Genomic DNA, 26,531 nt, shown 5'->3' on the forward strand with positions numbered 1-26,531 from the left:
ATCGTGTCCAGCCGGGGCCAAGACCATGACACCAGTTGCCAAAATCCGCTCTTCGGGGTCTAGCGCATGAACCAGCCTACGCTATTCGAGCTTGCCGGCTTCGGGCCGGACGGCTGGGGACATGCTCTCTTGGCAGGGGCGTGGATGACCATTCTTGTCGCGATCGCCGGCTATGCGGTCGGCGCCTGCATCGGAACCCTTGGCGCATGGGGAAAGATCGCCGGCAACCGCTTCGCACGCGCAACGGCGGATGCCTATACGACGGTTCTTCGCGGCATCCCCGATCTGCTGGTCATCTATCTCTTCTACTTCGGCGGCAGCGCCGTCGTCACGGCCATCGGCAAGCTCTTCGGGGCGGACGGCTTCCTCGGCTTTCCGGGCTTCCTTGCCGGTTCCCTTGCGGTCGGCGTCACCTCCGGCGCGCAGTTTACCGAGGTGCTCCGGGGCGGTTTCAAGGCCGTGCATCCCGGCGAGATCGAGGCCGCCATCGCCTGCGGAATGCCGCGCTGGCTGCGGCTGCGCCGGATTATCGCGCCGCTGACCTTGCGCCACGCGCTGCCGGGTCTCGGCAATGTCTGGCAGGTCGTGCTGAAGGAGTCCGCTCTGGTATCGATCACCGGCGTCGCCGAACTCTTGCGGCAGGCGCAGGTCGGCGCCGGCTCGACGGGACTTCCATTCGATTTCTACCTGATCGCCGGGGTGATCTATCTGATGATATCGACCCTTTCCAGCTTCATCATCCAGCAGGCCGAGCGGCAACTGTCGCGCGGTGTGAGGCAACGCTGATGGATTGGCAATTCCTGGAAGAGACCTTCGTAAGCCTCGTCGCCGCCATCCCGCTGACGATCGAGCTTGCCGTGACCTCGATCTGCCTCGGCGCCATCCTCGCCTTGCTGCTGGCGCTTGCACGCCTTTCCGGCGTCATCGTGCTGGACTGGTTCGCTCGGCTCTATGTCTTCGTCTTCCGCGGCACGCCGCTCCTCGTCCAGATCTTCCTGATCTATTACGGACTTGGCCAGTTTCCCGCCATACGCCACAGCATTTTCTGGCCGCTCCTGCGCGATCCCTATTGGTGCGCCGTCCTGGCGCTGACCTTGAACACGGCCGCCTATGCCAGCGAGATCATTCGCGGCGGCCTGCTCTCCGTGCCGCATGGGCAGGTGGAGGCGGCGCGGGCCTGCGGCATGCATCGGCTCATGATGTTTCGGCGCATCGTGCTGCCGCTTGCCATCCGCCAGGCCCTGCCGGGCTATGGCAATGAGATGATCTCGATGGTCAAGGCGACATCCCTTGCCTCGATCATCACGCTGATGGAGGTGACGGGTGTCGCCGCCAAGATCATTTCGGAGACCTACCGCGCCATCGAGGTCTTTGCTGTTTCGGGCGCGATCTATCTCGCGATCAACTTCGTGCTGACACGCCTCATCCAGCTTGCCGAATACAGGCTGAGCCCGCATTTGCGCCCGCCTCTCCCGGTGACGCGCGACATTGCCGCTGCAGCGGCCCCAGCAGGAGAACCGCAATGACGGCCACGCCAGTCGCACTCAGCGTGCGTGACATGCACAAAAGCTTCGGTCCGGTCGAAGTGCTCAAGGGGATATCGCTCGACGCTCTCGAAGGTGACGTCGTCTCGATTCTCGGTTCGTCCGGCTCGGGGAAATCGACGTTCCTGCGCTGCATCAATCTGCTCGAAATGCCCGATTCCGGAGAGGTGACGGTTGCGGGTGAAACGATCCGCATGCAGCGCAACGCCCGCGGGGCACACCGGCCTGCAGATGGAAGACAGGTGGATCGTATCCGCTCGCAGCTCGGCATGGTGTTTCAGAGCTTCAATCTCTGGTCCCATAAGACCGTGCTCGAAAACGTCATCGAGGCGCCCGTCTATGTTCAGGGTCGTGGGCGGGCCGAATGCATCGAAGAGGCGGAAGCCCTGCTCGCCAAGGTCGGCATCGCCGACAAGCGTAATTTTTACCCGGCTCACCTTTCCGGCGGACAGCAACAGCGAGCCGCCATCGCGCGGGCGCTCGCCATGCATCCGAAGGTCATGCTGTTCGATGAGCCGACATCGGCGCTCGACCCCGAACTTGTCGGCGAGGTGCTGCGGGTCATGCGGGCCCTTGCCGAAGAAGGGCGCACCATGCTCGTCGTGACGCATGAGATGGGCTTTGCCCGCGACGTCTCCAGCCGCGTGATCTTCCTGCACAAGGGCGTCGTCGAGGAAGACGGCAAGCCGCAGGAGGTCTTTGCCGGATCGCGCTCCGAACGCTTCCGCCAGTTCATCAGCCAATAATCTCAAGCTCAATCAAAATGGGGAACTCGATCATGAAATACCTGACCGGATTTTTGACCGCGATCATGATGGTCGCCGCGCTCGCCACGGCGAGCGTCGTGCGTGCTGAAGAGAAGAAATGGACGCATGTGACGATCGCAACCGAGGGTGCGTTCCGCCCATGGAATTTCACCAAGGCGGACGGAAGTCTGGACGGCTATGAAATCGAGCTGATCAAATATCTCTGCGACCATATGAAGGTCGAATGCACGACCGTCATTCAGCCGTTCGACGGCATGATCCCGGCGCTGAATGCCGGCAAGTTCGATGCGATCATTTCCGGCATGTCGGCAACGGCCAAGCGCGAGGAAGTCATTGCCTTCAGCGATTCCTACGGCACGACCGGCCAGACCTTCGCGACGCTCAAGGATTCTCCGCTCGCCGGCCTTCCCTTGAAGGGCGAGGTGTTTTCGCTGGCAACGGACGAGGCCGGCGCCGCCAAGGCGGTGAAGGAGCTCGAGCCGATGCTCAAGGGCAAGACGATCGGCGTGCAGACGGCGTCGATCGCCGCAACCTTCCTCGACAAATATCTGAAGGGTGTCGCCGACATTCGCGAATACAAGACGACCGAGCAGCACGATCTCGATCTGAAGGCCGGCCGTGTCGATCTCATCATGGCGTCCATGGCCTATCTGTCGACGGCAGCGGCAAAGCCGGGCAACGAGGATATGACCGTCACCGGCCCGCGTTTCCAGGGCGGTCTTCTCGGGCGCGGCAGCTCCGTCGGCCTGCGCAAGGACGATACGCAGTTGAAGGCCATGTTCAACGATGCGATCGCGGCGGCAAAGGCTGACGGCACGATCGCAAAGCTGTCACAGAAATGGTTCGGCTTCGACGTAACCCCGAAGTGACCGGTCTTCGGCGGCGCCGGGCTTAGCCCGACGCTGCCATGGTGCGCACGGCGTTTGTCGGAACGCCGCGCTGTGCCAGAAGCGGCAGGACGTTGTCGCGGAAGTAGGGGAACTCCTCGACATAATCGACGAAGGACAATGTCGTTCCCTTGAAGCCCGCCGCATGGAGTGCCGCTATGCCGTCCGCGACCTGTTCGGGCGTGCCCGTCAGCGGATAGCCGCCGTGGCCGGCCGCCATGCGGTCGCGGATCATGGCCAGGAGATCATGCGGGAAGGATTGCGCATGGGCGAACTGGAGGCGGACGAGATTATCGACCGCACCCCAGTCGCCGTTCTGCCGAACGAAGTAGTCCCAATAATCCGTCGCTTCCTTCTCCGTGGGGCGGCAGACCACATGCGAGAATGTCAGGACATTGACGTCGCGACCCGCCTGCCGCCCCAGCTCCTTGAGGGCGGCGATCTCATCCTTGGACCTTTCCAGATCGATCGCCGGCGTGAAGAGAAAGTCCGCGTTGCGGATGGCGAACTTGCGCCCCTGATCCGAGCCGGCGGCGTTGAGGACCGGCATCGGACGGGCCGGCCGCGGGTCGCCGAGAACGTTCTTCAGCTTGAAATATTTGCCATCCCAGTCGAATGCCTCTTCGCTCGTCCAAAGCATCCTGACGATGTCGTACCATTCCTGGGCATAGCCGTAGCGCGTTTCATGGTCATCCGGCAGGCTCAGGCCGAGCGCCTCGTATTCGGGCTTGTTCCAGCCGGCGACGATATTGAGGCCGATCCGGCCGTTGCTGATCTGGTCTATGGTCGCGAGCTGCTTTGCAACGACGACCGGATGATTAGCGGCGGTGTGCGTCGTCGCGAAAACGGTGATGTTCTTCGTTCTCGCCAGCAGGCCGGCCGCCCAGGTCATCGTCTCCAGAACGCCGCCGTGGAAATTGGTCTTGCCGCCATAACCGATCCAGCGGGCGATCGGCAGCATGAAGTCGATGCCGGCGTCGTCGAGCAATTCGGCGAGCTTGAGATTGTTCGCCCAGGACGCATCCCAGCGCTCCGGAATCTTGGTGACCGACATCCCTCCCGAACAGTTGGAAGCGAATGTTCCGAGCAGGAAATTATCCCCATCGAACATGGAATTTGGTGGCGTTTTCATTGCAGGTTCCTCCTCCTGGTATGGATACGCTTTCGATTTTATGATAGAAAGTCTATTATAAATTCAATCTGAAAACAACAGCTCGTTCTGTTCGAAATGGGAGGGGGAAAATGTCCAAGCATCCAACGGTGTCGGCGAAGCATTCGCGGCCAGCGGTCAATCGTTCCTGGCATCTGGCCCGCACCCCGGACGAACTCGACGTCGCCGAGCTGGAATATGCCTTGATCCGCAGTTTCGAGGGGTTCGGTCACTGGCAGATGCAGTGCCTTTCGGCCGTTGCCGATTTCGCAGCCAGCGGCCCCGAAAACGCGCTGCTGCACATGATCCGCATGAACGACCGGCCCAAAAGCATCAGGGACCTCGCGCATATGGGCAATCGCGACGACATTCCCAACATCCAGTACAGCCTGCGAAAGCTGATCAAGGGGGGGCTCGTCCGCAAAAGCGGCAGCGGGCGTTCGGGTGTCGTTTACGAGGTGACGGCTTATGGCCGCGAGGTGACCGACGCCTATGCCGACGTGCGCTCGGATTTGCTGATCGAGGCTGTCAAGCGGGTGCCGGATCTGATGACCCGGCTTCAGGACGCGGCTCACACCCTCGAACTATTGACGGGCATCTATGACCAGGCCGCGCGTATTGCGGCGACCCACCGCGCTGCCGGCACCCGGGAACAGCGAATGAAGCCGTCATGACGCTTTTCCCGGCCGTGGTCCGACATTGTCCCATGCGAGAAGCCGCGCCATAGTCCTGGTTATCCGAATTGAGCTATCGATAGCCGAAGATCCACGATCGGGCTTGTGACAGTTTGCGACAATCTGGTGAACTTTCTGGGGTATCTTTGCGACACATACCGGCTATAATGCAGCCGATCGTTGAACCAGTTCAAGGCGTTCGATTTGTGCAAAGGGATTCCTATGCAGCCGAGCAAAACCGTGTCGATTGACGAATTGCCGGAGAATACAGCACTCGCGGTCTATGAGCTGATAGCCCGCACGTTTCGTGAGTATTCGGAGATTCTTTACATTCGTGTCCCGGATATCACCGACGATGGCGTGAGCATCGGAGGTGTTGAAATTACGATCCGCAAAACCGCCGATGACAGCATTTCGCCGCTTGCCGGAGTTCCCGAGTCCGACCAGCAGGCCGCTTACGCCGGCGGATGACGGAGTGAGCTGAAAGAGGCGCAGCGCGGCAATTTTTCCGTGGGCGCCAAAGTTGCTTCAAACCTGCGGAACTGAAGCGTCCCATCGATTTTCCGATAGCGCCAGGTGACAAAGCAGTCTCCCTAGAAGACTCCTTCGACAATCAAAGGCTGGGCCGTGTTGAGCCAGCCAGCGAAGGCTGTCGCCTCCGCCCTTGCGGCGGGGAGAATCATCTTGCGCACCTCACTCGGGCTATGGCGTAGTCATGCGGGAGGCCCTCGCTGTGGCGCGAGGCTGGTGGAACCAGAGAGGTATGGCCTCGGCGCGTGCGCGATTCTTAATCTCTTCGGAAAAGGATCCCAACCGGCAACAGCACCTCTGTGGACGAACGAAAGAGGGCTATGGATGCCTGATCGAAAGTTCCGGGCTGCTGTCGGGTCTCGCGCCACCTGAATGCTCCTACGAACGGCATCGCTGCAAAGCCGAGCCGGAAGCAAGCGGTTTCGTTAATGTTTTCAAGATGCCTTTAGGAACAGCTTAAATATTTTCCCGATAGAATCGAAAAGTAGTTTTCTCGAGGAGAATAGGCTTATGGGGTTTGATGGAAACTCTCGGGATCGCGGTCTCCCTGTTCGGCGGTTTCGGACCCTTGTATCGGCAATACTCGTGATTGCATCGTCTTCCGTCGCATATACAAATGCCAATGCCGCCGAGAGTGCGGGCACCAGGGGCAAGACCATTCAGCTGTATATGAAGAAGTATGAGAAGAACAATGTCGTCTTCTATAGCGGCAGGTCGCTTGCCAGGACGACGAAGGTCTCTTCCGAAGCCTATTTCAAGGGGTCGCCCTATATCTGTACGCCAAGCGGGTTCGGAAGAACGTCGCATTGCCACAACCGCGGGATATTTTGATTGAGCCGGCGATTGTCGCCCGTTGCTCCCGATGAAAAATAGGGGCATTTCTCGGATGGCGGTTCGACGAACAGGTGGGACGAAAATCTCGCCGTCATCCTCGCATTGGCCCCTATAGGTATTCGACTTCAACCGGGCAGGTGTTTGCGGACATAGTCGCCCGGCCGGAGCTTCAGAACCTCGTCATCATGCTTGATCGGATTATGACGGAATATATACCATTTTCCGCCTGATGCGCGCTTCTGATAGATGATCCCGCTTCGCTGACGATGCAGAAAGCAGGAAACGTTGGGTGCCGCGCTCTTCCGGCTGTACCAGATGGCGCTCATGCAGAGCTTCCCCCGATCGGTCGCGTACCAGGTACCCCTTGCATAGGATCTCTGAGCGCCCGTATGCGACCAGGCGGTAAAGCGGCCATGATGACGCGAGAAAAAGCCAGCACCGTCCTTCCATATCCAGGAACGACCCGCGTAGAGCTTTTTAAGCGCCGCGGCGCTCATCGGAGCGGCTTGATGGGCTGCGCGCGCCGTCGTTCGGTCGAGTTGATGCTGCGTCGCCGCGCTCGCGGTGCCGGCCAGGGCCAGCATCAGGACCATGGCGCTCAAGATAGTGAAGCGGAACGAAGGCATGTGTTTCTCCTCGAACTTCCGTGACGGCAGTCAGTTCAACAGCGGGCTGGCAACGCGCCAGTCCGGTCGGCCCAGACCGTCCGGCCAGGGATAGATCTCACGGTCGTTGAAATAGACGACTGCCGTCAGATCGGGAAATTCTGCATGGGGTTTGTTGGCCTCCTCGGCCCATGCGTGAACATAGGCCTCATTTCCCTGATAACCCAATTCGGCGATGACGATGGGCTTCTTGAAGCGCTTGACGCGGTCGTAGCCGGGCTTGGTCGCTTCCACAAAGGTCGAGTCCCGTCCCAGTTTGCGTTGATCGAAAGGCTGGTAGCCGAAGACCGACAGCCCGATCACATCCACAAACTGATCGCCGGGATAGTAGGCCTCGAGCCCTTCCTTCCCCATCGGCGACCACATGTATTTCGCCGAGGGCAGGCTCTTGCGGCATACGGTGATGGCGTGCCTGTACGCTTTCACGTAGTCCTCCGGCTTCCAGTAGGCCCATGTGAACTGCCCGTTTTTCTCGTCCATTTCCTGGGCCCAGCGAATGGTGACCGGCCTGTCGAGCTTGGCTGCCGCAGAACAGATCGCAGTCATGTTGGAATCGTAATGGCCGGCGAGAATTCCGCTCAGAAGATCGGTCGGCGTGACGCGCCAGTCGCGGGCCCACGACCAGGGCTCGATCGTAATCAGCAGAGACCGTCCACGCTTGCGGGCATAGTCGTTTGCCGTACTCAAGGTCGACAGATCGACGTCCTCCCACGGCAGGAAGAGATGCTCGATCTTCGGATTGGGGTCGTTGGAAAAGTCTCCGTTCGGATCGTAGGCACCGGCCGGTAGCGATTCCGCGGTGATGATCGGCCGCTTGTCATGAAAGAGAGGTCGGTTTTCGGCCTTCGCGTCCAGGCCGCTGCTGGCTGCGTATACACCGCCGCACAGGATGCATGTCGCAAGCAAAGCGCTCGTCAGCTTTGACAGGGTTTTCATCGGATTGTCTCCTTCCCCTATTCGGTCTTGCGGACGCTCAGGGAGGCTTTCATGGCCTCCAGTCGCTGCGAGACCAGATCGTCGGCGATCAACTTGGCCGCCTCGTCGGTTTCCTTGGTCACGGGATGGCGGAATACGAACCACTCTCCGCCTGTTTCGCGCTTCTGATAGATCGTTCCGTCATAGATGCGGTGGACGAAGCAGGTCTTGGCCGGAAACTGGCCGTTCGTCGCGTGCCAGGTCGCATCGAAACAGAGACGCCCCGCGTCGGACACGGTCCAGCGACCCTCGGCCCAGGATTGCCCGCCCGTTCCATCGACCCAGGCGGAAAACCGCCGGTCGTTGTTCTGCATCCGCCCCGCGCCATCGGGCCAGCGCCAGCTCTTGCCATGATAAAGCATGTAGAGCTCGGCGGCCGTCATCGGCCTTGCGCCATCGGGCACTTTGGTGGTCGCCGCGGCAATGGCCGCATTGCCCTGCGTGGCAAACCCGAGGACGAGCGTGAGTGCTATTGCCCCGGCAGCGACAAAGGAGGTCGTGTTCCCTGATGGCGTCATCTTATCTCTCCCGCATGGTGATTGAGGCGTGCCTTGCCGTTGTTGCTTTCACGGCTCGCCGTCGGTTTCGCTGCGCTGCGCATTCTTTTGGGTCGCCATGGGCGTTCTTATCCACGCAAACGACATGGCTGTCCCATTCGGCAAAGTTTGCGCCGCTGACCACCAGATCGACATATCCGGTTCCGATAACAGCTATTTTCATGTGCGTTCCCGCCAGTAGCGCCCTTTCCGTCATGAGCCCCTAGTTGCTCGTGTTGCTCGCGCGCCAGTGCGGATTGAGCACCAGCCTATGCAAGCCGCGTCCGCCGATGCCGGCTCCCGCCACCGAAAAGCGATCGTCGAACAACGCGTAGCCGTTGGTGTTCCAGGCCAGCGATTGAACACCTTCGCGGCCGTGCTCGATGATGCCGGCAAAGGGCAGGGCAGTGAGCGCGAGCAGGCCGCTGGCGAGCGCCGGACGGTAAAAGCGCTTGTTGGTGCTGACCGTGTTCTCGCGAGCGTGCTGGAGGAGGATGACCAGCAGCAATGTCGTGTAGATGGCGGCATTCATGATTGCAAAGATGTAGAAGCCGCCGGTTTCTTCGCCGGCAGTGACAAACAGCACCGGCAGGATGGAAACCAGAGAGAGCATGGCATAGGGCGCAAGCACTCGAAACGGTATCGGATCGACGTCCGACGTCCCTTTCGGGGTAACGCGGAAATCCACGAAGGATCCAGTCGCCCAATCGCGAACAGCCGCCAATGCCCCAACGAGCGCCCATGGCCACCGGGCAAACAGGAACAAGGTCATCTCCCAGCTCAAGATCCCGGCATCGAACGGCCTGAACGTATGTGTGCTGCGCCACCGATAGGCAAACAGAACTAGCAGGATCGATTGCGGCAGGAAATGAAGCAGAAAGTCCGGATAGGAGACGTCAACAAAGGTCTTTCCCCGGCTAAGCGCGATCACAGGCAAGATGAACATCACGGCCATGAAGAGCGAGAAGAGCGAGTACCAGACCTGCGAAAACAGGAACTGCATCTTGAGACGCCACGGCAATCGTCTGATCAAACCGGGCGAATACCGCAGCAGGATCATCATCAGGCTGCGCGACCATTGGAATTCCTGCGTGATGAGATCGGCAAACGTGCGGGGACCGTCGCCATGGGCGATGGCATCGAGCGCATGAATGCCGCGCCAGCCGTGCGCGTTCATCATGAGGGTCGTAGAGTGATCCTCCGCCAACTCGGGGCCCAGCCCGCGGATGCTCCTGAGGGCCGTGGTGCGAACGGCATAGTGCGAGCCGATGCAAAGCGGCGCCAGTCCGCGATTGAATCCCGCCTGAAGCGACCCGTGCATGCTGGCTTCCGCGTAAAGTCGGCCGCGCGCCGACCAGCTCTCTCTCGCATTCTGATCGCAGATGCTTGGCGCGGATACATAGCCGACCGCCGGGTCGGCGAAGGGGCGGAGCATCTGGAAAAGATATCCTTGTTCGGGCACATGATCGGCGTCGAGCTGCACGACGAAATCATAGGCTTCATAGCCGTAATGATCGTAGAAGAAGGCAAGGTTGCCTTCCTTGCAGCGCGTGCGCCGCGGCCAGGTCTGGCGATGATAATCTTCACGCCCCTTGCGGGTGGACACCTGGACGCCATGTATGCGGCACCAATCCAGCGTCGAGGGCGACGGATCCTCGTCTGCAAGCCAGGTATCGTGCGGAACGTCCTGCGCGAGCATGGCGCTCAAAGTCCTGGACACCACCGCAAAGGGCTCCGGCGGCGCCTTCGTGACCACCATCGCGACGCGGCTGCCCGCCGGCAGCCGCAGCCGCCCGGCCGGTCTTTGCGCGCGAAAGAAGACGATTATGAAATAGGCCGGAATGATCGTCACCCATGCCAGCACCAGGGTCAGCAGCACGGACCCCATGGGATCGACATGATGCGAGGGTGTGAACCACCAGCTCCAGAAATAGGCGAGCGCGGCAAGCCACAAGGCGGCACAGGCGATATATTCGGCGCGCTGGCGACTCTGCAGAACCGGCGTCATCAAAGGCTCGTCCTGCACGACCTGGGACTGTGTCCGGATCGAACTCATCCCCGCACCTCCAGCCCGAAAAACGGAGCGGCAGTGCGTATGATCGTATCGATGTCCGAATGAAGGGCACGGAAGCCCAGTTTTTCGGCGGCAAGGTCCGAGGCCGCATAGAGGGCAGGCGGGTCGCCGGGCCGACGCGTACGCATGGCGACAGGAACGGGACGGCCGCAGACGCGCTCGATCGCATTCACGATCTCCTTGATGGAGGTGCCGCGTCCGGTGCCGAGATTGACGGCAAGATTGTCGCCGCCCGCCAGCAGATATTCCACCGCCAGAACATGTGCCCGGGCAAGGTCCATCACATGAATATAGTCGCGGACGCATGTTCCGTCCGGCGTGTCGTAATCGTCACCATAGACGTCGAGCGTCTCGATCGAACCTCCGGTCGCCAGCAACGCCCGCGGAATGAGATGCGTTTCCGGATCGTGCCATTCGCCGAGTTCGCGCTCCGGATCGGCCCCCGAGGCATTGAAATAGCGCAGCGCCGCATAAGTGAGCCCGTAGGCGGCCGAATAGTCGGCGAGCATATGTTCGGCGATCAGCTTCGTCCTGCCGTAGGGATTGATCGGATGCGGCGTCTCGGATTCGCGGATCGGCAGGTGAGAGGGAATTCCATAGATGGCGCAGCTTGACGAAAAGATGAGCTTGTCCGCTCCCGTCCGGCGCGATGCTTCCAATACCGACAGTGTGCCATTTACGTTGTTGGCATAGTATTTTGCCGGATTCCCGACCGATTCGCCGACATAGGCCGAGGCGGCGAAATGGATGATCGCCGCTGGCTTGTGGTTTTCGATCGCTTCGGCAAGGCGCTGCGTATCGAGGATATCCCCTTCCACCAACGGCCCCCAGCGCACGGACGTCCGGTGACCGGTCGACAGGTTGTCATAGACGACCGGCACGAAGCCCTGTTTGTGGAGGAGTTTCGCGGTGTGGCTGCCGATGAAACCGGCGCCACCCACGACGAGTATTGTTCGCCCGGCCATCACGCAACCTCGAAAAGCTCGCTGCTTGCCCGAACCAGCTGGCGTTCGAAATAGGCGATCGTGGACTTCAGACCGTCCGTCAGGGCGACCGACGGCTCCCATCCCAGCTCTCGCTTTGCGACCGTGATATCGGGTCGGCGCTGGCGGGGATCGTCGACCGGCAGCGGCTTGTAGACGATTTTTGACGACGACCCGGTCAGGGCGACGACCTGCTCGGCAAGCTCGCGCACGGTAAATTCGGCCGGATTGCCGAGATTGATCGGCGTGTGGACTGCCGATTGGCTGCCCATCAGGCGGATGAAACCTTCGATCAAATCGGCGACGTAACAGAAGGAGCGGGTCTGGGAACCGTCGCCATAGACCGTAATGTCATGTCCCTTGAGGGCCTGGACGATGAAATTGGAAACGACACGGCCGTCATCGGGGCGCATGCGCGGGCCATAGGTATTGAAGATGCGGGCAATCCTGATGTCGACGCCGTGCTGGATGTGGAAATCGCGGAAAAGCGTTTCGGCGGAGCGCTTGCCTTCATCATAGCACGAGCGGGGGCCGAAGGAGTTGACGTTGCCCCAATAGGTCTCCGGCTGCGGATGCACCTGGGGATCGCCGTAGATCTCCGAGGTGGACGCCTGGAAGATGCGTGCCTGATGATGCGTGGCAAGTTCCAGAAGATTGAGCGACCCGAAGACACATGTCTTCATCGTATGGATCGGATCGGCCTGGTAATGCGGCGGAGAGGCCGGACAGGCCAGATTGTAGATCTCGTGGACGGGTATATCGAGCGAGGCGATGATGTCGTGACGGATAAAGCTGAATGTATCATAGCGGAGCAGATGCCATAGGTTTTCCATCCGCCCGGTGGAGAAATCATCCACGCAGATAACCTCCTGACCTTCCTGCAAGAGCCGGTCGCAAAGATGTGAACCGAGAAATCCCGCCCCTCCCGCAACAAGAACTGTGTTTTTTCTAGTATTTTTCGGAGATATGCTCGTAGATTTGAACGCAATGCCCATCAAACCCTCCAGGAATTCGGGAACGCAACCGCATAGGCAGAGAGAAACTATGTTTCACCCCTCCGATGTGGCGTATACAACTGTGAATTATTGCTGCAATTTCTGATTACAGTTTACTAATATTTAACTATGCTGTCGTTATCAGCGTGTGCGGAAATTTTACCTTCTGTCCATTTTTTGGACTGAAGTGCAGTGAAATCGCTTTTCAAGATTTATACTGCAATGGCGCGAATGTGGCGCCGATGGCGAAATATATCGATTGGGCTTACTTCGATCTCTATCGCGTACAGACATATATGCTGGAACTTTCGACGCAGGGTCGCGGGACGAGGATAGATATCGTAAGTCAAGACTGACGGAATAAGCCCGAACGAAGAGATGGCGCCCCGCAGTGCCGCCAACCTACCCGGCTTTTCGCATTCCTGTTTGGAAGCCCGGGCGCTTTCGGTAGTTCGATCATCGGCTCTGCGATGAAGAGACGGATCCTTTCGGCATCCGCCTGTCTTGATCGGCCGCGTGAGTCTTACTCACGCGGGATATGGCCGCGTGTCATCCAGCATCGATCTTTCATCCATGCGGGCCATGAGCGGCTATCGTCACGTCAATCGTAAATCCAGGCGCGGATGGAGCTTCTTCAGATTCGGCAGCGACTTCATTTGCCAGGGGATCTGCGAGGAACCGCATACGGTGAGGTGGATATCGGGATGCTTGCGTGCCTCGATCGTCAGTTTGGCGAGCAGGTTGATGCCTGAAGAGTTCAGGAACTGAAGGCCGGTCAGATCGAAAGTCGCCTTGCCGCCGTCTCCATGAAGGACCGACCTTGCGAGATCATAGACCGGCGCATAGGCGTCGGGACCGGCGAGCCGCATGGTTCCATCAAAATACAAGATGCTCCCTTCGGACCAGACGCGGAACGCTTCTTCTTTAATTTCCATAGGGAGGCCTCTTGCGGGGTTCACGACGGTGAAATTGCCATCGCGGCATAGGTTTGCAGTTTCGTCCGCTTATGCGGACCGTCTTCATCGAAACGCCAGGCCAATTGTACCTGATAGTCGCTCATCAGAGTCAACAGTCCTAACCCGGATGCATTGCCGCCCGCAAGAACGCTTGCTTCGATCTGTTCTATGAGGAGATCGCCGGGGTCGCCATCCGTCACCTTCAGCAATAGCTGCTGAAAGCGTGTCGTCGCCTCGTGGTCGATCAGATTGACGATCCGCATCCTGAAATCATGAGTGTCCATCACGGCTTCGATGACGATCTCGCCGGCGACGCGAAACTTGATGGCGTTTTCGATGAGCTCGTTCGTCAGGTAGCCGATGTCATGCCGCGCTGTCTTATAGTGGCGCTCGGACGAGCGGAAGCTGAGAGCCATCGTCTCGGCGATGAAATCCGAGGTCATGGCCGAATGGCGCCAGGCGAGATGAAGCGGCCCATCGAACAGGCAGATCCGCAGGGCATTGGGTGCGTTGAAGGAAACCAGATGTTCCGTGCCGTATATTGCAGTTGTCATGCTCTCACCTGTGCCGCATTACCACGAGGGTGATATCGTCATGGATCTTCTGTGTACCGATATAGGCCATCAGGTCGTCGAGGATGCCCTTGACCACCTCTTCCGCGGTTCCGCCGTGTAGCCGGCGCGCATCTTCCAGAAGCCTTTCGAAGCCGAACAGTTCCCCCTTCGAATTCTCCGCCTCGGTCACGCCGTCCGTATGCAGGACGACCATGTCGCCCTTTTCGAAGGAGACTTCCCGCGTATCGATGAAGGGAGCTATATCGGGTTCCAGACCGACCGGCAGACCGAGATCTCCGGTGTCAATCCGCTCTACCTGGCCATCCTGGCGGATGATGATCATGTCTTCGTGCTGGCCGGATATCGTCAATCGCTTGCCGTCATAATCGAGAAACGACAGGGTCAGATGCTTGTCCGTCCTCGTCCGTTCGATGTTCTTGAAGATCGTGCGATTGAGATCGGTCAGGAATTTTGCAGGGTCCATTTCACCGGCTTCCTGCAACGCGCGCGCGATCGATTGCACCATCAGCATCAGCACGCCGCTTTCCAGCCCGTGTCCGGTCACGTCGCCGATGCCGATCTTCAGATTGTTTCCGTTCTGCAGCACATCGTAATAGTCGCCGCCCACTTCGTCGGCCGGCCGCATGTAGGCGGCGATTTCGAGATGCTTGATCGCCGTAAGCTCCTTGGCGCGCGGCAGGACCATGAGCTGGATTTGCCGAGCGACGTTGAGCTCGGCGCCCAGCCGTAGGTTTTCGCTTTTCAACTGGCCGTTGAGAGCGGAAATCTCCTCCTTGGCGTCTTCGATTTCCTTTGTCCGGTCCGAAACGAGTTTTTCGAGGTTCTCGGTGTGGAAGCTGATGTCTTCGGCCATCCTGTTGAAGGCGACGCCGGCTTCCCCGACCTCGTCCTTCGTCGGGATATCGACCCTGACGGAGTAGTCCTTCGCCTGTATGCGCTTGGCGGCGCTCGCCAGCGCGCTGATGCCGCTCGTCACGCGCTTCGAAGCGGCAAAGACCGCGGCCGTGACGATCATCAGCGAAACCAGAACCGCCATGATCTGATAGAGCAGGATGCGGTTGGTGGCGCGCGAAATCTCCTCCTTGGCGGCAATGAGCGACGCATAGATCTCGCGTTCGGGTACCACTATTCCAAGCGACATGACTTCGCGCCGCACCGGGCCATCCACCCACAGATTGGTCGGGCGCAGTTGCTTGACGACTGCAAGATAGGGAACGTCTTCCCCCTGTTCGCTCAGCGATATGTGCTGGATCACGCCGTCCGCGTCGAGCGGCAGCGTTGTGATGGCCTTTTGCACGCTGTTGCGTAGCGATCGGTCAAGGCCGGTGACACCCTTGGCGGCAGCGTCGTTCGAGGCGCGCAGGCCAATGATGTTTTCGCCGACGGGATTGATCGCGACGACGTTTCCATTCGACATCGCCAGGAAACCGAAGCCGCTTTGCGCGACTTTCACGTTCTCGACGATCTCGGCAAGCTGGGTAAGGGTAATATCGGTTCCGGCCGCACCTGCGACGCCATGCCGGTCGGGCGTCCAGAGCGGGTGGAAGAAGCTGACGATCAGCTTCCCGGTGATCGCATCGGTATAGGGGGCGGTCTGGGTGATGTAATCCGCAACCGGCCGGGACGAAGGGGTCGCGGCCCATTGCTGCCAGGACTCGTAGAGGCCTGGGAAGAAGAAGGTCCAGAAGTCGGAGCTGTTGTGGCCGGGGTAGAGCCGGTCGAATGTCTGGGCCTGCGTCGTGTAGGGCGCGGTCCGGAAGATCGGGCGCTCTCTCGGGCCGATATAGTACATCTGCAGCTTCGACGCGCCGTTGTGGAGCAACGAAGGAGCCACCAGATCCAGCACGGCACTCCATTCTATGTCGGCCTGCACCTGCGGCAGCGGACGGTGGTCCTTGTCCAGCAGATAGCCCCAGACGCTGACGACCGAGGGCGTTCCGGGTGGATTTTGCGCCCACTGGCCGGCCGGGTCGTAGGTTACCGTTACGGCGCCCGGCGACGCCTTGGCCATGGCTTCCCCGACGTTTCCGTTCCGGGTGGGATTGTCGATCTGCCCCTGCAGCACGCCGGCGAGCGCCTTCACATCGGAATGGACCTGATCGATAAGGAGGCCAACCTGCGCGGCGGTGGAATCCGCATAGGAGCGGATATAGTCCTGGCTTGCCTTTTCCAGGCCCTGGCCGACCTCGGTCGTGGCGTTGCGCGACAGGCGCTGCACGTTCCACAGGGCAAGACCACCGCTGACCAGCAGGTCGAAAAGAACGGCGCCTCCGACAACGAGCAGAAATTTGGCGCGAAAGGAGCGCAGTCCGAGCCTTTTCCTGGCAATCGCTGTTTCCGTCATAGCGGTTTCTGCCCCGATGAGGCCCAGATCGGCCAGCCGGCATAGCCTCTCGGGTGGAGCGCCGCGAAAATATGATCGGCAAAGCCCTGCTTGAAGCGCTCTATGAATTCAGGCGGATCGCCTCTTCTGACCGCCATTTCATCGGCATAGACATTCTGCCATGCGGTGATGATATCGGCGAAATCCTGGGGATCGCCATCGAGATTGGTGACCATGAAGCTTTCCATTCTCACATCCGTGAAGCCGGCGTCGAGCAGCATGCGGCGACCCTTCGGCCCCATCTCGACATCCATATCGAAATGCGCGAACAATTTGGCTACCTCGGTGTAGGTCCATTGGATGCTGTCGGCCCTGGGCTCCCCGAGACAATGGGAGTTCTTCTCGTTGGTGATGTAGACCCTGCCGCCTGGCTTGCATATGCGATAGAGTTCCCGCAGCAGGACGTCCGGGCGGTCGAAGATCTGCAAAGAATGCCTGCAGGTCACGAAATCGAACTGATCGCTCTCGAACAGCATTTGAGAGGCGTCGCCATAGGTATATTCGATGTCCCGGACGTCGAAGTCGTCCGCGACCTTGCGGGCATAGTCCAGGCTCGGGATCGAGTGATCGAGCGCGACGATCCGCGCAGGCTTGAAATCCTTCCGCAACAGCATCGCAAAATCGCCGATGCCGCAGCAGATATCGGCGAGGTGCATTCCCTCGCGAAGTCCGTGGCGCGGCAATATCTCACGCTCGTGCCGCCACGTCATTTTCGTCTGCGTCCTGAGGATCGGTATGAAGCTCTGGTTCTCCACGAAGGTCTGGCCCGGATAAAAGGCGGAATCGTAGATATCGACGGTGATGTTGGGCGAGAGATCGCTCAAATGGCGAAACAGCCGGGATGCCCATGCAACGACGCTCGAAGCGACGACCGTCAGCTTGAGATCCGGCCGCGAGCGGGTAGCGTCGAGAAGGACATGGGTCAGAGCGCGGAACGCCGTGTTGTTCATGTGGGTGACGCGCTTCAGATTGATGTAGCAGATGCCGTTCACCGTTTCGATGCCGCTGCGCAGCAGCGCCAGGTCATCGGCAAGCTCTGAAACGGAATGTGGCCGGATCACCCCGGACAGGGAAAATTCCTGGTTGTTGACATCGAATTGCGCCGTGAAACGGTCGGACGAAGGGTCGCTCAATTGAGTAGCCTTTCGAGTGCAAGATCCACCACAAGAGTCAGCATTCCCGCCTCCTGTTCGTCCAGGGTTATGTCGGCGTCATAGTTGAGCGCCAGGCCGAGAAGGATCGCGTGCTCGGCACGAACGTCGTCGTTGGTGATGACATCCAGATAGTCCGCAAGTGCCCGGCCGCTTTTTATGTGATGAAGGATTGTCTCGTAGAAGACGCGCTGGTCTGCCGAGCAAGGGAAGATCAGTTCGATCCGCTCGGTCGGCCCTCTTCGATAGAAGCGGCACGTCAGCGCGCCGTTGCACTCTCTCGCATGGAACGACATCTCGAAGAGCTCGTTCAGGGCGGCCGAAAGCAGATTGGCATGGCGGATGGGATCGGGGCGGTCGTGGCTGACCATGCGGGCCACATACGCAGCGCATTGATCGCAATGCAGCCAATCCGCTACGAAGATCGTCATTTCCATCTTCAGCTCAAGCAATGGCTCCGAGGCCGCGTCCGCTTGCATTCCCATGGTATCCACTTGAGAAACTCCTGGATGAAACGCGTTTCAAGAAAGTCAGGGGCCGGCGCGAAATTCGTCAAAAGGTGCAGTCGATTGGATACGTGTGCCCTGCTTTATGAACTCCTCAAGTCTGTCGGCGCGAAGCGGCGCACTGATGCAAAAGCCCTGCAACCGGTCGCAGCCCTCTTGCTGGAGCCACGCCGCCTGCTGCGGTGTCTCGACACCCTCGGCGGTTACGCGCATATCCAGACCGTGGGCCAGGCTGATCACCGAGCGAACTATCGTTTGGCTCTTCGTATCCTGCAAGAGATCCTTGATAAAATAGCGGTCGATTTTGATGGTATCGAAGGGGAAGTTCTTGAGGTAGCTGAGGGAGGAATACTCGGTGCCGAAGTCGTCGAGCGAAATCTGTATGCCGAGCACGTTGAGGGTGTTCAGCGTATCCAGATTGTTGATGGTGCGCTCCAGCAGCACCCCTTCCGTGATTTCCAGTTCCAGACGCTCCGCCGGAAAGCCGACGACGTCGAGCGTTTGCGAGATACGATCGGTAAGACCCGGCGTCAGGAATTCGGCCGGCGAAAGATTGACGGCGAGCGTATAATGCGCCGGCCACGCAAGGGCTTCGCGGCAAGCCTCCTCGAGCATCCATTGGCCGATTTCACGCATGAGGCCATCGGCCTCCGCCATGGGAATGAAGGCTGCCGGCGGAATGATCCCCAGGGTGGGATGCCGCCAGCGCAGCAGCGCCTCGAAGCCCACCACGCTGGAGGGCGGCTTCACCAGAGGCTGATATTCGATGAAGAATTCATCGCGCTGGAGCGCCACGCGCAGGCTGCGCCGCAGCAATTCCCGCTGTTCGACCACGATGAGCATGCCGGGGTCGAAGGTTCGCGCCCGGCGTCGTCCCTCTTTCTTCGCTGCGTAAAGGGCGACGTCGGCAGCTTTCATCAACTGCTCTCCTTCGTTGCCGTCGCGCGGAGCAATCGCAATTCCCACGCTGACGCCGACGAAGAGGGAAATTCCATTGACCGTGAAAGGCTTCCTGAATTCGGCGATCAGCTCGTCTGCCAGCCTTTCGGGCTCGAACGCCCTTTGCGATCCCACCTGGATGATGGCGAACTCGTCGCCGGCAAGCCGGTAGACCGTCCCGGCCCGGCCAAGCGTTTCCTTGATCCGGGCGGCGGCCAGCTGCAATACGACATCGCCAGCGCCGTGGCCGAGGGTATCGTTGACGGGCTTGAAGTCATCGAGATCGAGCTGCATGAGCGCAGGCCCCAGCTTCCCGTTGGCCGGGAGCAGTTGCGCCAGCGCTGCGCTGAACTGGCGGCGGTTGGGCAATCCGGTCAGGACGTCATGCGTCGCCTGATGGATGAGCCTTTCTCTTTCGCTGTCTTCTGACGACAGGCTCTCATCGGCTTTTCTCCTGCTCTCAACGATCAGGAGCCCTTTCTGAATGCGGGATAGCAGCAGGTCGCGATTTCCGGGCTTGCGCGCGGCGAGCGCGATCGTCCGGGGTTCACCGGTATCGATCACCTGCCGGACGAGCGCGGCAAGCGCCGGCTCCGCAAGCATGGGATAGGCCTCCCACAGTGCCATGTCTTTCCGAGATGCAACACCGATATGGTCGTTAAATGCTTCGGAGGAATCGATCAGCTTGAGATCGAGGTTCCAAAGTGAGATCGCCGCCTCAAAGCCGTTGTCAGGTTCGGGAATTTTCTGCGACCGATCCACTCGGTTTTCGGGCATAAGGCCTAGTCCTCCCAACCCGGCTGCGCAATATCTGGCCGTGTTCAGTTTGAACTGGCCCGTTCGCATCGGACCCTGCGGATCGAAAGTCGCAGGTCTGATCGAGCGTGCAGGCGCAGGACATAACTTACCAGAACGTGGCAACCGCTATAAGCGAATATATTACTGGATCATGATTTAGCAATGATTGTCGGGACATATGCTGACTAAAAGACGCGTTCCGGTTACGACTTGTTTCGTTTCAGGCAAAGAGAAGTGGTGGGCGGCGGCCGGGTGAAAGCTGCGGTTGCCGATTGGTCATGCTTGGACGGGTGAAACGCGGGATATTTTGCGTCGACACAGGATGAGAGGCCGCCCGCCTGCTGCCAAGAGCGTCCCAGGTTGCTCCGCAGGAAAGTGATCGTCCCTCACGTTTCATGGCTCCAAGACGTGGCCCCGCTTTTTCCCGCGTGGCCATCGCCAGTGTGCTTTGGGTTCAGATGTCGGTCCGGCCTATTGGAGCGTGGTGCTGTGCGGCTTTGTGGCAAGCACGGGCAATTGCGTTTCGAGCCCGCGTTGCATGGCCGCGATGGGACGATGGCTGCGAGACCGGTCGGTCCTGCGGATCAGCAGCTCCTCGTTGATGATGGTCTGCATGCCCGCCGTGAACTTATGAAGACTGAATTGCTCCGCGTGTGCCTGCAGTTCGTCGGAATGGAAGCGATGTTCCGTGGCCTCGAAATCGAGCACGGCCTCGATGAGCGAGTCTACCGACTGCTTGCCGAAGAGGACCCCGCTCAGGTCCGGAATGACCGTCTCCAGCGCGCCGCCGCTGCCATAGGCGATGACTGGCCTGCCGCTTGCCATGGCTTCCACCGGAACGATGCCGAAATCTTCCTCGCCGGGAAATATCAGGGCGCGACAACGGGCCAGCTTCTCCTTGAGCACCGGAAACGGAACCCTGCCCAGGAAGGTGACGGTGGGGCCGGCTGCGCGCTTCAGCTCCTCCATTTGCTTGCCTTCGCCGATAACAAGCAATTTGCGATTCATCCGCGTAAAGGCCGCCACCGCCAAATCGACCCGCTTGTAGGGAACCAATTGGCCGGCGCAGAGGTAGAAGTCCTCGATCGACGTCGCCGGCGTGAAATCGTCGACATTGACCGGCGGATATAGGACGGTTGCGGAACGCCGGTAATATTTGCTGATCCGATCGCAAACATGATGCGAATTGGCCACGAAACGATCGACGCGCAGGCTCGTATTGACGTCCCAGGAGCGCAGCAGCGGCGCCAGCATCGGCATCATCAGCCGCGATGCCAGGCCCGCGTGGGAGCGGTAGACGTGGTAGTGATCCCAAAGATAGCGCATGGGCGAGTGACAGTAGCAGACATGCGTCGCCCGCGGCGACGGAATGATGCCTTTGGCCGGACCGGACTCACTGGAAATGATCAGATCGTAATCGCTGAGATCGAAGCTCTCCAGCGCAAACGGCATGAGCGGCAGAAGCGATTGATAGGATCTGACGGCGCCGGGAATGCGCTGCAGAAAGGATGTGTAGATCTTGTGCTTGCGGATTTTTTCCGAGACGCGGTTTTCATCGTAGACAAGAGTGAAGATGTCGGCGTCCGGATACATGTCGCAGAGGGCCTCGACCACTTTTTCGCCGCCCCGCATCGACACCAGCCAGTAATGCACGATCGCTACCCGCATTGCTCTTCCCTCCATGGGTTCAAACAACATTGGGCAGGTGGCAACTTTTGCGACAGGGCCCACATCGGTTCACCACGGCATCCAAATGGTCGAAGGGAGTAACCAAAAGATTTAGCTGCCGATCGCGGCCTGCACACAAGGATATGCCCGCACGACCAAGAGATCGCAGGATCGCCTACCCCCCTCTCACAAATGATAATCCCTGTTGCTGCGGCAGGGGATTTACACGCTATGCGTTCAGCTGCTGATCTCGTCCGATGGCGTCTTCGCCAGTTTGATCGCGCAAGCGACACAGAAGCGAGAGTTTGGTTCATGTTGGGAGTTTCCGCTTTGCCTCACCATCCTGCCTCGAGGCCGTCTCGGCTTCTCGTGCCTTGCGTCCTGGCATTGCTGCTTGCCGGGACAGGTTTGTCCGGCAACGTCCATGCGGCAACGGGCGGCGTGTATCATGTCGTGCCTCAGACCCGGATCAAGGTCGCCATCGTCGAATGGATTGCCGCGACAGGCGAATACAAGGAATGGACCGCCCTGAACGGCGAATATGTCGTGTCGCAATCGGGCTCCATCTCGATCCCGATGATCGGGGAGATGCAGGTCGGCGACAAGACGGTCGACGATATCAGCGCCGATATCGGCGAAAAGCTGAAGCAGATTACCGGCCTGGCCGTGGCGCCGACGGCGTCGGTCGAAGTCGTCAAGTATCCGATGATCTATGTGTCCGGCGCGGTCGAGAAGCCGAGCGAGCTGGAATTCAAGCCCGGCCTGACCGTGAAGCAGGCAATCGCCATGGCCGGCGGGCGGGAGCGCCGCGCCAATCAGACGGGCGACTCTTCGGAGGCCCAGCAGATCAGCTACGCCGGCGAAGTCAGCCGCATGGAGCTGCAGCTGAAACAGCTCGGCGCCCGCAAGGCGCGTCTGATGGCCGAACTCAACGATCAGACGGCGATCGTCTTCCCGCCGGAGATCAAGGCCGCTCCCGAAGGATCGGCGGTGGCTTTGATCATGACGAGCGAGGTCGATCTGTTCAATGCGAGAGCAGCGGCATTGCGCCAGCAGCTAGACGCCGCCGGCGATCTTGAAACGCTGCTGCGCAACGAAATCAACATCCTCGATGAGAAGATGTCGTCGCAGGACGAGCAGGTGAAGATCGCGCAGGACGAATTGAGCGACATTTCCAAGCTGGTCGACACCAAGATCTTGACGACGTCGCGCAAGACCTCGCTGGAAAGGATCGTCGCCGAGATGCAGGCCGGCAAGCTGGACCTTGTCGTCGCATCGATGCAGGCAAAACAGAAGCTGAGCGAGACCGAGCGCGACGCTCTCAATCTCCAGGGGCAGCGCAAGACGGAGGCCGGGCAACAGCTGCAGACCACCGAGGCGGAAATCGAAGATACGAAGCTGAAGCGAAACACGACGCTGCAACTGCTGCAGATTTCCGGAGCGTCACTTTCGCGGAGCCAAACCACGAAGGCGCTCGACCTTCAGCCGCTTGAATACTGGATTACCCGAAGCGGCAGCGAAGCCGACGCCATCAAGGCATCGGAGGCGACCGAGCTGCAGCCGGGAGATGTTCTCGATGTGCGCTACGACATTTCCGGAAGTCTGGACGGTGCGACGCTCTCGTCAGCCGATGCCGGTCAATCCCAATAACGATAAGCGAGCAAGAGTGGGGCGACGAACATGGCAATTCACGAAATCGGCAATAGTTTGCGGGGCACTCCATCGGATAGCAAAGGCGCGGGGGACAGCGAATATATCTCGTTTCGCGATGTCTGGCGCTTCCTGCAGCGTCACTGGTTGATCTTCACTCTGTTCACCGGCGCAGGTATCGGCATCGGCGGCCTGTATATGGCGACGACGCAGCCGGTTTATCTGGCGACCACACGGCTCGTCATGGATCCCGACCAGGGACGCATCGTCTCGCAGGATGCATTCACCGGCACGGTCATCATTGAAGCCGCCGAAATTGCAAGCCAGGTCGAAATCGTCAAATCCGAGGCGATAGCGCGCGCCGTCGTCGAGAAGCTCAACCTCACCGAAGATCCTGAAATCGTCGGGGGCGTGTCGTGGCAGGCCGCGTTGCACGACAAGCTGCGCGCGATCATCAGCCACTTCAAGCATGAAGAGAGCGATGGCGCCAAGGCCGAGGTCAGCGAGGACGACCTGATGCGCCGCACCATGGCCTCCTTCCTCTCCCGGGTTTCGGTCAATCGCGTCGGCCAATCCTATATCCTCGAGATCGGCTATAGTTCGGTCGATCCGTACAAGGCGGCGCAGGCAGCCAACGCGATTGCGGAAGCCTATATCAGCACAGGTCTCTCCGAGCGCGCCTCCGCAGCGCAGAGCGGCGCCAATTGGCTGGAAACGCGGCTGATCGAAGTCGGCCGGCAGGCTCGCGAGGCAGCCATGAACGTCGAAGCGTTCCGTGCCAAGAACGGTATCATGGAAATCAGCACGTCCTCGTCTCTCGATCAGCAGCAATTGTCGGAGATCAGCAGTCAGGCAGTTGCTGCAAAGGCGCAAACCGCGGCAGAGACAGCCAAGCTTGCCACCCTCAACCAGTTGATGGCAGGTGGCAAGGTCGAAGGCGATGTCGACGAGACGATGAACAACCCGCGCATCCAGAAGCTGCAGGAGGATCTCGGAGCCGCTACCATCAAGCTCAACAATCTTGCCGGCAGATATGATGCCGATAATCCCGCCATCGTCGCCGCGCAGCAGGAAATCGATCGGCTGAAGGGTGACATGCGCAAGGAATTCGACCGCATCCAGGCCGTCTACAAGTCAAATCTTGAGGTCGCCCAGACCCGCGAAAAACTTCTCGGGGATGAACTGTCCTCGCTGAAGGAAGCCGGAGCGGACAAGAATCTGGCACGGGTGGAGCTGTCGGAGATGGAAAGCCGGGCAACAACCTATCGCCGGATGTATGAAAGCATCCTGCAGCAGTTGATAGGGGCACTGCAAAAGGAATCGTTCCCGCTCGGCAACGTCCGCGTCGTCACGGCCGCAGCGGTGCCGCTGGCAAAGACATGGCCGAAATCCTCGTTCGTAGTGCCGTTCACCGCCATGCTCGGCCTTGCCGCCGGGGTGATGGCCGCCCTTTTGAGGGATGGCCTGGATCGCCGCGTCAGTTCCAGCGAAAAGCTGCGGCGGGAACTGGGGATCACCTCGCTGGGTCATGTCCCCGTCTATTCCAGCCCGTCGTTCCTGCCTGGGAACATGGTGGTGGCAAATTCCACCTGGCGACGAACCATGCTGCCATTGAGATCCGTTCTCGACACGCCTTACTCGCAGTTTTCCGAGGCGCTGCGCGGCGTCAAGCATTCGATCGACTCCGCGTTCCCGCCGAACGCCCCCATGGTGGTCGGCATCACCTCGGTCGGCACCGGCGAGGGCAAGACGACGATCGCGACCAATCTCGCGCAGCTCTACCAGCACGAGGGCGCCTCGGTCGTGCTGGTCGATGCCGACTTCCTCAATGCAAGGCTGAGCTGCGTGGTGACGGAGTCCGGCACGGAATTCGGCATGGAGGCGCTGAGCATCAATGACGTGCCGCGCCGCTACGCCGTCGCTCATGAGGCCGGCCAGCTGGTCGCGAAGGCCGATCACGAGCCTTCGGCCGAGATCGGGCAGGCCCATGGTGGTGTTCCGGTCGTCACCGTCGACGAGACGGAAAAATCCGTCGCCACTTTCCAGCGCTATGGGCATCTCCCTGCGCTGAAGGCCGAGATCGACCTGCTGAGGCGGCAATACAAGGTCGTCATCGTCGACATGTCGGCGTTCGAAGACTCGGCCGATACGCGTGTTATCTGCACCTATCTCGAAGGCATCGTCGTCGTCGTCGGGCAAACGAACAAGATGACCGTCGAGCGATTGTCGGACGCGCTTGCCAGCTTCGGCACGACGACCATCAATATCCTCGGCATCATTGCCAATCGCAGCCACGAGAAGCGCCAGCGCCAGCACACCCGCTTTTTGCGACGCAGATCGGAAAATCGCCAGATACGGGCATCCGCAAGGCGCCTCACGGGCCATGCCGCAGGGCGTCGCCTGAAGGTCATCGTCGGTGTCGCAAGCACCGGCCGGCGCGATATCCTGTCGTCCATGCTACCGCATATCGCCAGCCAGACCCGCAAGCCGGACGAGGTTATCGTCTGCCTTTCGTCGCCGGAAGATATCGATCCAAGCTGCCTGCGAAATCTCGACTTTCCTGTCCGAGTGCTCATTTCCGAGCGTGGACTTTGCCGCCAGCGCAATCGGATCCTCGATAGCGTTCAGGATGCCGACGTCGTTCTTTTCCTCGATGACGACTTCCTGATGACGCCGACCTATGTCGAAGAGGCGGAGCGGCTGTTTCAGCTTCAGCCCGATGTCGCCATGTGCACCGGCACGGTATTGGCCGATGGCATCACCGGGCCGGGTATCTCCGTTCGCGACGGCTTACGTTTGGTCAATGTCAAGCGAGGCCGCAGATCGGAGCATGCCATGCAGATTCGGCCGATCTACAATGCCTATGGCTGCAACATGGCGATCCGTATGGCGATCGTCAGGGCCGCCGCCTTGCGCTTCGACGAGAACCTGCCGTTCTACGGATGGCTCGAGGACGTCGATTTCAGCCGGCTGGTCGCCCATTACGGTCAGGTCGTCAGCGCCAGGCAGCTCGAGGGCGTTCACCTCGGGACCAAAGGCGGCCGATCGGGTGGTCTCCGCCTTGGCTACTCGCAGATTGCAAACCCGCTCTATCTCATGCGCAAACGGACCATGAGCGTGCCGCAGGCCACGATGCAGATCGTCCGCAATCTCGCGGCCAATCTCGTCAAGGTCTGGCGGCCGGAGCCATGGGTCGACCGCAAGGGGCGGCTCAAAGGCAACGTCATCGCGTTTCGCGATCTGCTGAAGGGCAGGCTGGCGCCGCAAAATATCGAAGCGTTGGAATAGTC

General features: G+C 59.8%; 22 protein-coding genes and 1 pseudogene. 8 read left to right on the forward strand and 15 right to left on the reverse strand.

The window, feature by feature from the left end:
* Window positions 1-66: 66 nt before the first annotated feature.
* The 4 genes from GR212_RS28715 to GR212_RS28730 are packed head-to-tail and all read left to right on the forward strand — an operon-like array spanning window position 67 to window position 3,180.
* Window positions 67-786: an ABC transporter permease gene (locus GR212_RS28715; RefSeq protein ID WP_163991966.1), complete on the forward strand. Its 720-nt coding sequence runs from the start codon at window positions 67-69 to the stop codon at window positions 784-786.
* Window positions 786-1,526: an ABC transporter permease gene (locus GR212_RS28720; RefSeq protein ID WP_163991967.1), complete on the forward strand. Its 741-nt coding sequence runs from the start codon at window positions 786-788 to the stop codon at window positions 1,524-1,526. The genes GR212_RS28715 and GR212_RS28720 overlap by 1 nt, the downstream gene beginning before the upstream one ends.
* On the forward strand, window positions 1,523-2,290 hold the full coding sequence (locus GR212_RS28725) for an ABC transporter ATP-binding protein (RefSeq protein ID WP_163991969.1): 768 nt from the start codon (window positions 1,523-1,525) through the stop codon (window positions 2,288-2,290). Before GR212_RS28720 ends, GR212_RS28725 begins: the two co-directional genes overlap by 4 nt.
* Window positions 2,291-2,322: 32 nt before the next feature.
* Window positions 2,323-3,180, forward strand: a complete 858-nt coding sequence (locus GR212_RS28730; protein ID WP_163991971.1) for a transporter substrate-binding domain-containing protein — start codon at window positions 2,323-2,325, stop codon at window positions 3,178-3,180.
* Between the two features lie 22 nt (window positions 3,181-3,202).
* Here the strand turns inward: GR212_RS28730 and GR212_RS28735 are convergent, their stop codons facing one another.
* Entirely contained in the window at window positions 3,203-4,330 is a 1,128-nt protein-coding gene (locus GR212_RS28735) for an LLM class flavin-dependent oxidoreductase (protein ID WP_204326806.1), read from the reverse strand.
* Between the two features lie 110 nt (window positions 4,331-4,440).
* Between GR212_RS28735 and GR212_RS28740 the strand changes: the two genes are divergently transcribed.
* Together GR212_RS28740 and GR212_RS28745 are read left to right on the forward strand one after the other, a co-directional pair.
* Window positions 4,441-5,022: a winged helix DNA-binding protein gene (locus GR212_RS28740; RefSeq protein ID WP_163991973.1), complete on the forward strand. Its 582-nt coding sequence runs from the start codon at window positions 4,441-4,443 to the stop codon at window positions 5,020-5,022.
* Window positions 5,023-5,202: 180 nt separating this feature from the next.
* Window positions 5,203-5,493, forward strand: a complete 291-nt coding sequence (locus tag GR212_RS28745; RefSeq protein ID WP_163991975.1) for a hypothetical protein — start codon at window positions 5,203-5,205, stop codon at window positions 5,491-5,493.
* A 1,019-nt stretch (window positions 5,494-6,512) separates the two neighbouring features.
* On the opposite strand, the gene GR212_RS28750 is transcribed toward GR212_RS28745, so the two are convergent.
* The 14 genes and pseudogenes from GR212_RS28750 to GR212_RS28815 form a co-directional block, all read right to left on the reverse strand.
* Window positions 6,513-7,013 (reverse strand): DUF995 domain-containing protein, encoded by a 501-nt coding sequence (locus GR212_RS28750; protein WP_163991977.1) that lies wholly within the window; start codon window positions 7,011-7,013, stop codon window positions 6,513-6,515.
* Between the two features lie 30 nt (window positions 7,014-7,043).
* A complete protein-coding gene (locus tag GR212_RS28755; RefSeq protein WP_163991978.1) occupies window positions 7,044-7,988 on the reverse strand; it encodes a glycoside hydrolase family 26 protein in 945 nt (314 codons plus the stop codon).
* 17 nt (window positions 7,989-8,005) lie between these two features.
* Entirely contained in the window at window positions 8,006-8,545 is a 540-nt protein-coding gene (locus tag GR212_RS28760; protein WP_163991980.1) for a DUF995 domain-containing protein, read from the reverse strand.
* 100 nt (window positions 8,546-8,645) lie between these two features.
* Window positions 8,646-8,747, reverse strand: a pseudogene (locus tag GR212_RS28765) (hypothetical protein); the annotation flags it as partial.
* A gap of 39 nt (window positions 8,748-8,786) precedes the next feature.
* Window positions 8,787-10,571: a glycosyltransferase family 2 protein gene (locus GR212_RS28770; RefSeq protein WP_246726034.1), complete on the reverse strand. Its 1,785-nt coding sequence runs from the start codon at window positions 10,569-10,571 to the stop codon at window positions 8,787-8,789.
* A 44-nt stretch (window positions 10,572-10,615) separates the two neighbouring features.
* On the reverse strand, window positions 10,616-11,602 hold the full coding sequence (gene galE / locus GR212_RS28775) for a UDP-glucose 4-epimerase GalE (RefSeq protein WP_163991984.1): 987 nt from the start codon (window positions 11,600-11,602) through the stop codon (window positions 10,616-10,618).
* Entirely contained in the window at window positions 11,602-12,615 is a 1,014-nt protein-coding gene (locus GR212_RS28780; RefSeq protein WP_163991986.1) for a UDP-glucuronic acid decarboxylase family protein, read from the reverse strand. The genes galE and GR212_RS28780 overlap by 1 nt, the downstream gene beginning before the upstream one ends.
* Window positions 12,616-13,211: 596 nt before the next feature.
* Complete coding sequence (locus tag GR212_RS28785) at window positions 13,212-13,550, reverse strand: slr1659 superfamily regulator (protein ID WP_163991988.1); 339 nt, start codon at window positions 13,548-13,550, stop codon at window positions 13,212-13,214.
* Between the two features lie 20 nt (window positions 13,551-13,570).
* The gene (locus GR212_RS28790) at window positions 13,571-14,125 is read right to left on the reverse strand and encodes a slr1658 superfamily regulator (protein WP_163991990.1); all 555 of its coding nucleotides are present in this window, start codon (window positions 14,123-14,125) and stop codon (window positions 13,571-13,573) included.
* Window positions 14,126-14,129: 4 nt separating this feature from the next.
* Window positions 14,130-16,490, reverse strand: a complete 2,361-nt coding sequence (locus GR212_RS28795) for a SpoIIE family protein phosphatase (protein ID WP_163991992.1) — start codon at window positions 16,488-16,490, stop codon at window positions 14,130-14,132.
* Window positions 16,487-17,662 (reverse strand): class I SAM-dependent methyltransferase, encoded by a 1,176-nt coding sequence (locus GR212_RS28800; RefSeq protein ID WP_163991994.1) that lies wholly within the window; start codon window positions 17,660-17,662, stop codon window positions 16,487-16,489. Before GR212_RS28800 ends, GR212_RS28795 begins: the two co-directional genes overlap by 4 nt.
* Window positions 17,659-18,165 (reverse strand): ubiquinone biosynthesis methyltransferase UbiE, encoded by a 507-nt coding sequence (locus tag GR212_RS28805; protein WP_246726036.1) that lies wholly within the window; start codon window positions 18,163-18,165, stop codon window positions 17,659-17,661. Before GR212_RS28805 ends, GR212_RS28800 begins: the two co-directional genes overlap by 4 nt.
* A gap of 45 nt (window positions 18,166-18,210) precedes the next feature.
* Window positions 18,211-19,902 (reverse strand): putative bifunctional diguanylate cyclase/phosphodiesterase, encoded by a 1,692-nt coding sequence (locus tag GR212_RS28810; RefSeq protein WP_163991996.1) that lies wholly within the window; start codon window positions 19,900-19,902, stop codon window positions 18,211-18,213.
* Window positions 19,903-20,394: 492 nt separating this feature from the next.
* Window positions 20,395-21,591, reverse strand: a complete 1,197-nt coding sequence (locus tag GR212_RS28815; protein ID WP_163991998.1) for a glycosyltransferase — start codon at window positions 21,589-21,591, stop codon at window positions 20,395-20,397.
* Window positions 21,592-21,903: 312 nt separating this feature from the next.
* Here GR212_RS28815 and GR212_RS28820 point away from each other — a divergent pair, with 312 nt between their 5' ends.
* Window positions 21,904-23,241, forward strand: coding sequence for a polysaccharide biosynthesis/export family protein (locus tag GR212_RS28820; protein ID WP_163992000.1), 1,338 nt, complete (start codon window positions 21,904-21,906; stop codon window positions 23,239-23,241).
* Between the two features lie 30 nt (window positions 23,242-23,271).
* Window positions 23,272-26,529 (forward strand): GNVR domain-containing protein, encoded by a 3,258-nt coding sequence (locus GR212_RS28825; protein ID WP_246726021.1) that lies wholly within the window; start codon window positions 23,272-23,274, stop codon window positions 26,527-26,529.
* The last annotated feature ends 2 nt before the right edge of the window (window positions 26,530-26,531 follow it).

Origin of the sequence: Martinezella lusitana (genome assembly GCF_010668395.1) — a bacterium.
GTDB classification, from domain to species: Bacteria; Pseudomonadota; Alphaproteobacteria; order Rhizobiales; family Rhizobiaceae; genus Rhizobium; species Rhizobium lusitanum_A.

Bases quoted from the DNA above. Each gene is read 5' to 3' on its own strand.
- GR212_RS28715 (WP_163991966.1), top strand. From the start codon at position 67: ATGAACCAGCCTACGCTATTCGAGCTTGCCGGCTTCGGGCCGGACGGC.
- GR212_RS28720 (WP_163991967.1), top strand. From the start codon at position 786: ATGGATTGGCAATTCCTGGAAGAGACCTTCGTAAGCCTCGTCGCCGCC.
- GR212_RS28725 (WP_163991969.1), top strand. From the start codon at position 1,523: ATGACGGCCACGCCAGTCGCACTCAGCGTGCGTGACATGCACAAAAGC.
- GR212_RS28730 (WP_163991971.1), top strand. From the start codon at position 2,323: ATGAAATACCTGACCGGATTTTTGACCGCGATCATGATGGTCGCCGCG.
- GR212_RS28735 (WP_204326806.1), bottom strand. From the start codon at position 4,330: ATGAAAACGCCACCAAATTCCATGTTCGATGGGGATAATTTCCTGCTC.
- GR212_RS28740 (WP_163991973.1), top strand. From the start codon at position 4,441: ATGTCCAAGCATCCAACGGTGTCGGCGAAGCATTCGCGGCCAGCGGTC.
- GR212_RS28750 (WP_163991977.1), bottom strand. From the start codon at position 7,013: ATGCCTTCGTTCCGCTTCACTATCTTGAGCGCCATGGTCCTGATGCTG.
- GR212_RS28755 (WP_163991978.1), bottom strand. From the start codon at position 7,988: ATGAAAACCCTGTCAAAGCTGACGAGCGCTTTGCTTGCGACATGCATC.
- GR212_RS28760 (WP_163991980.1), bottom strand. From the start codon at position 8,545: ATGACGCCATCAGGGAACACGACCTCCTTTGTCGCTGCCGGGGCAATA.
- GR212_RS28770 (WP_246726034.1), bottom strand. From the start codon at position 10,571: ATGACGCCGGTTCTGCAGAGTCGCCAGCGCGCCGAATATATCGCCTGT.
- galE (WP_163991984.1), bottom strand. From the start codon at position 11,602: ATGGCCGGGCGAACAATACTCGTCGTGGGTGGCGCCGGTTTCATCGGC.
- GR212_RS28780 (WP_163991986.1), bottom strand. From the start codon at position 12,615: ATGGGCATTGCGTTCAAATCTACGAGCATATCTCCGAAAAATACTAGA.
- GR212_RS28785 (WP_163991988.1), bottom strand. From the start codon at position 13,550: ATGGAAATTAAAGAAGAAGCGTTCCGCGTCTGGTCCGAAGGGAGCATC.
- GR212_RS28790 (WP_163991990.1), bottom strand. From the start codon at position 14,125: ATGACAACTGCAATATACGGCACGGAACATCTGGTTTCCTTCAACGCA.
- GR212_RS28795 (WP_163991992.1), bottom strand. From the start codon at position 16,490: ATGACGGAAACAGCGATTGCCAGGAAAAGGCTCGGACTGCGCTCCTTT.
- GR212_RS28805 (WP_246726036.1), bottom strand. From the start codon at position 18,165: ATGGGAATGCAAGCGGACGCGGCCTCGGAGCCATTGCTTGAGCTGAAG.
- GR212_RS28810 (WP_163991996.1), bottom strand. From the start codon at position 19,902: ATGCCCGAAAACCGAGTGGATCGGTCGCAGAAAATTCCCGAACCTGAC.
- GR212_RS28815 (WP_163991998.1), bottom strand. From the start codon at position 21,591: ATGCGGGTAGCGATCGTGCATTACTGGCTGGTGTCGATGCGGGGCGGC.
- GR212_RS28820 (WP_163992000.1), top strand. From the start codon at position 21,904: ATGTTGGGAGTTTCCGCTTTGCCTCACCATCCTGCCTCGAGGCCGTCT.
- GR212_RS28825 (WP_246726021.1), top strand. From the start codon at position 23,272: ATGGCAATTCACGAAATCGGCAATAGTTTGCGGGGCACTCCATCGGAT.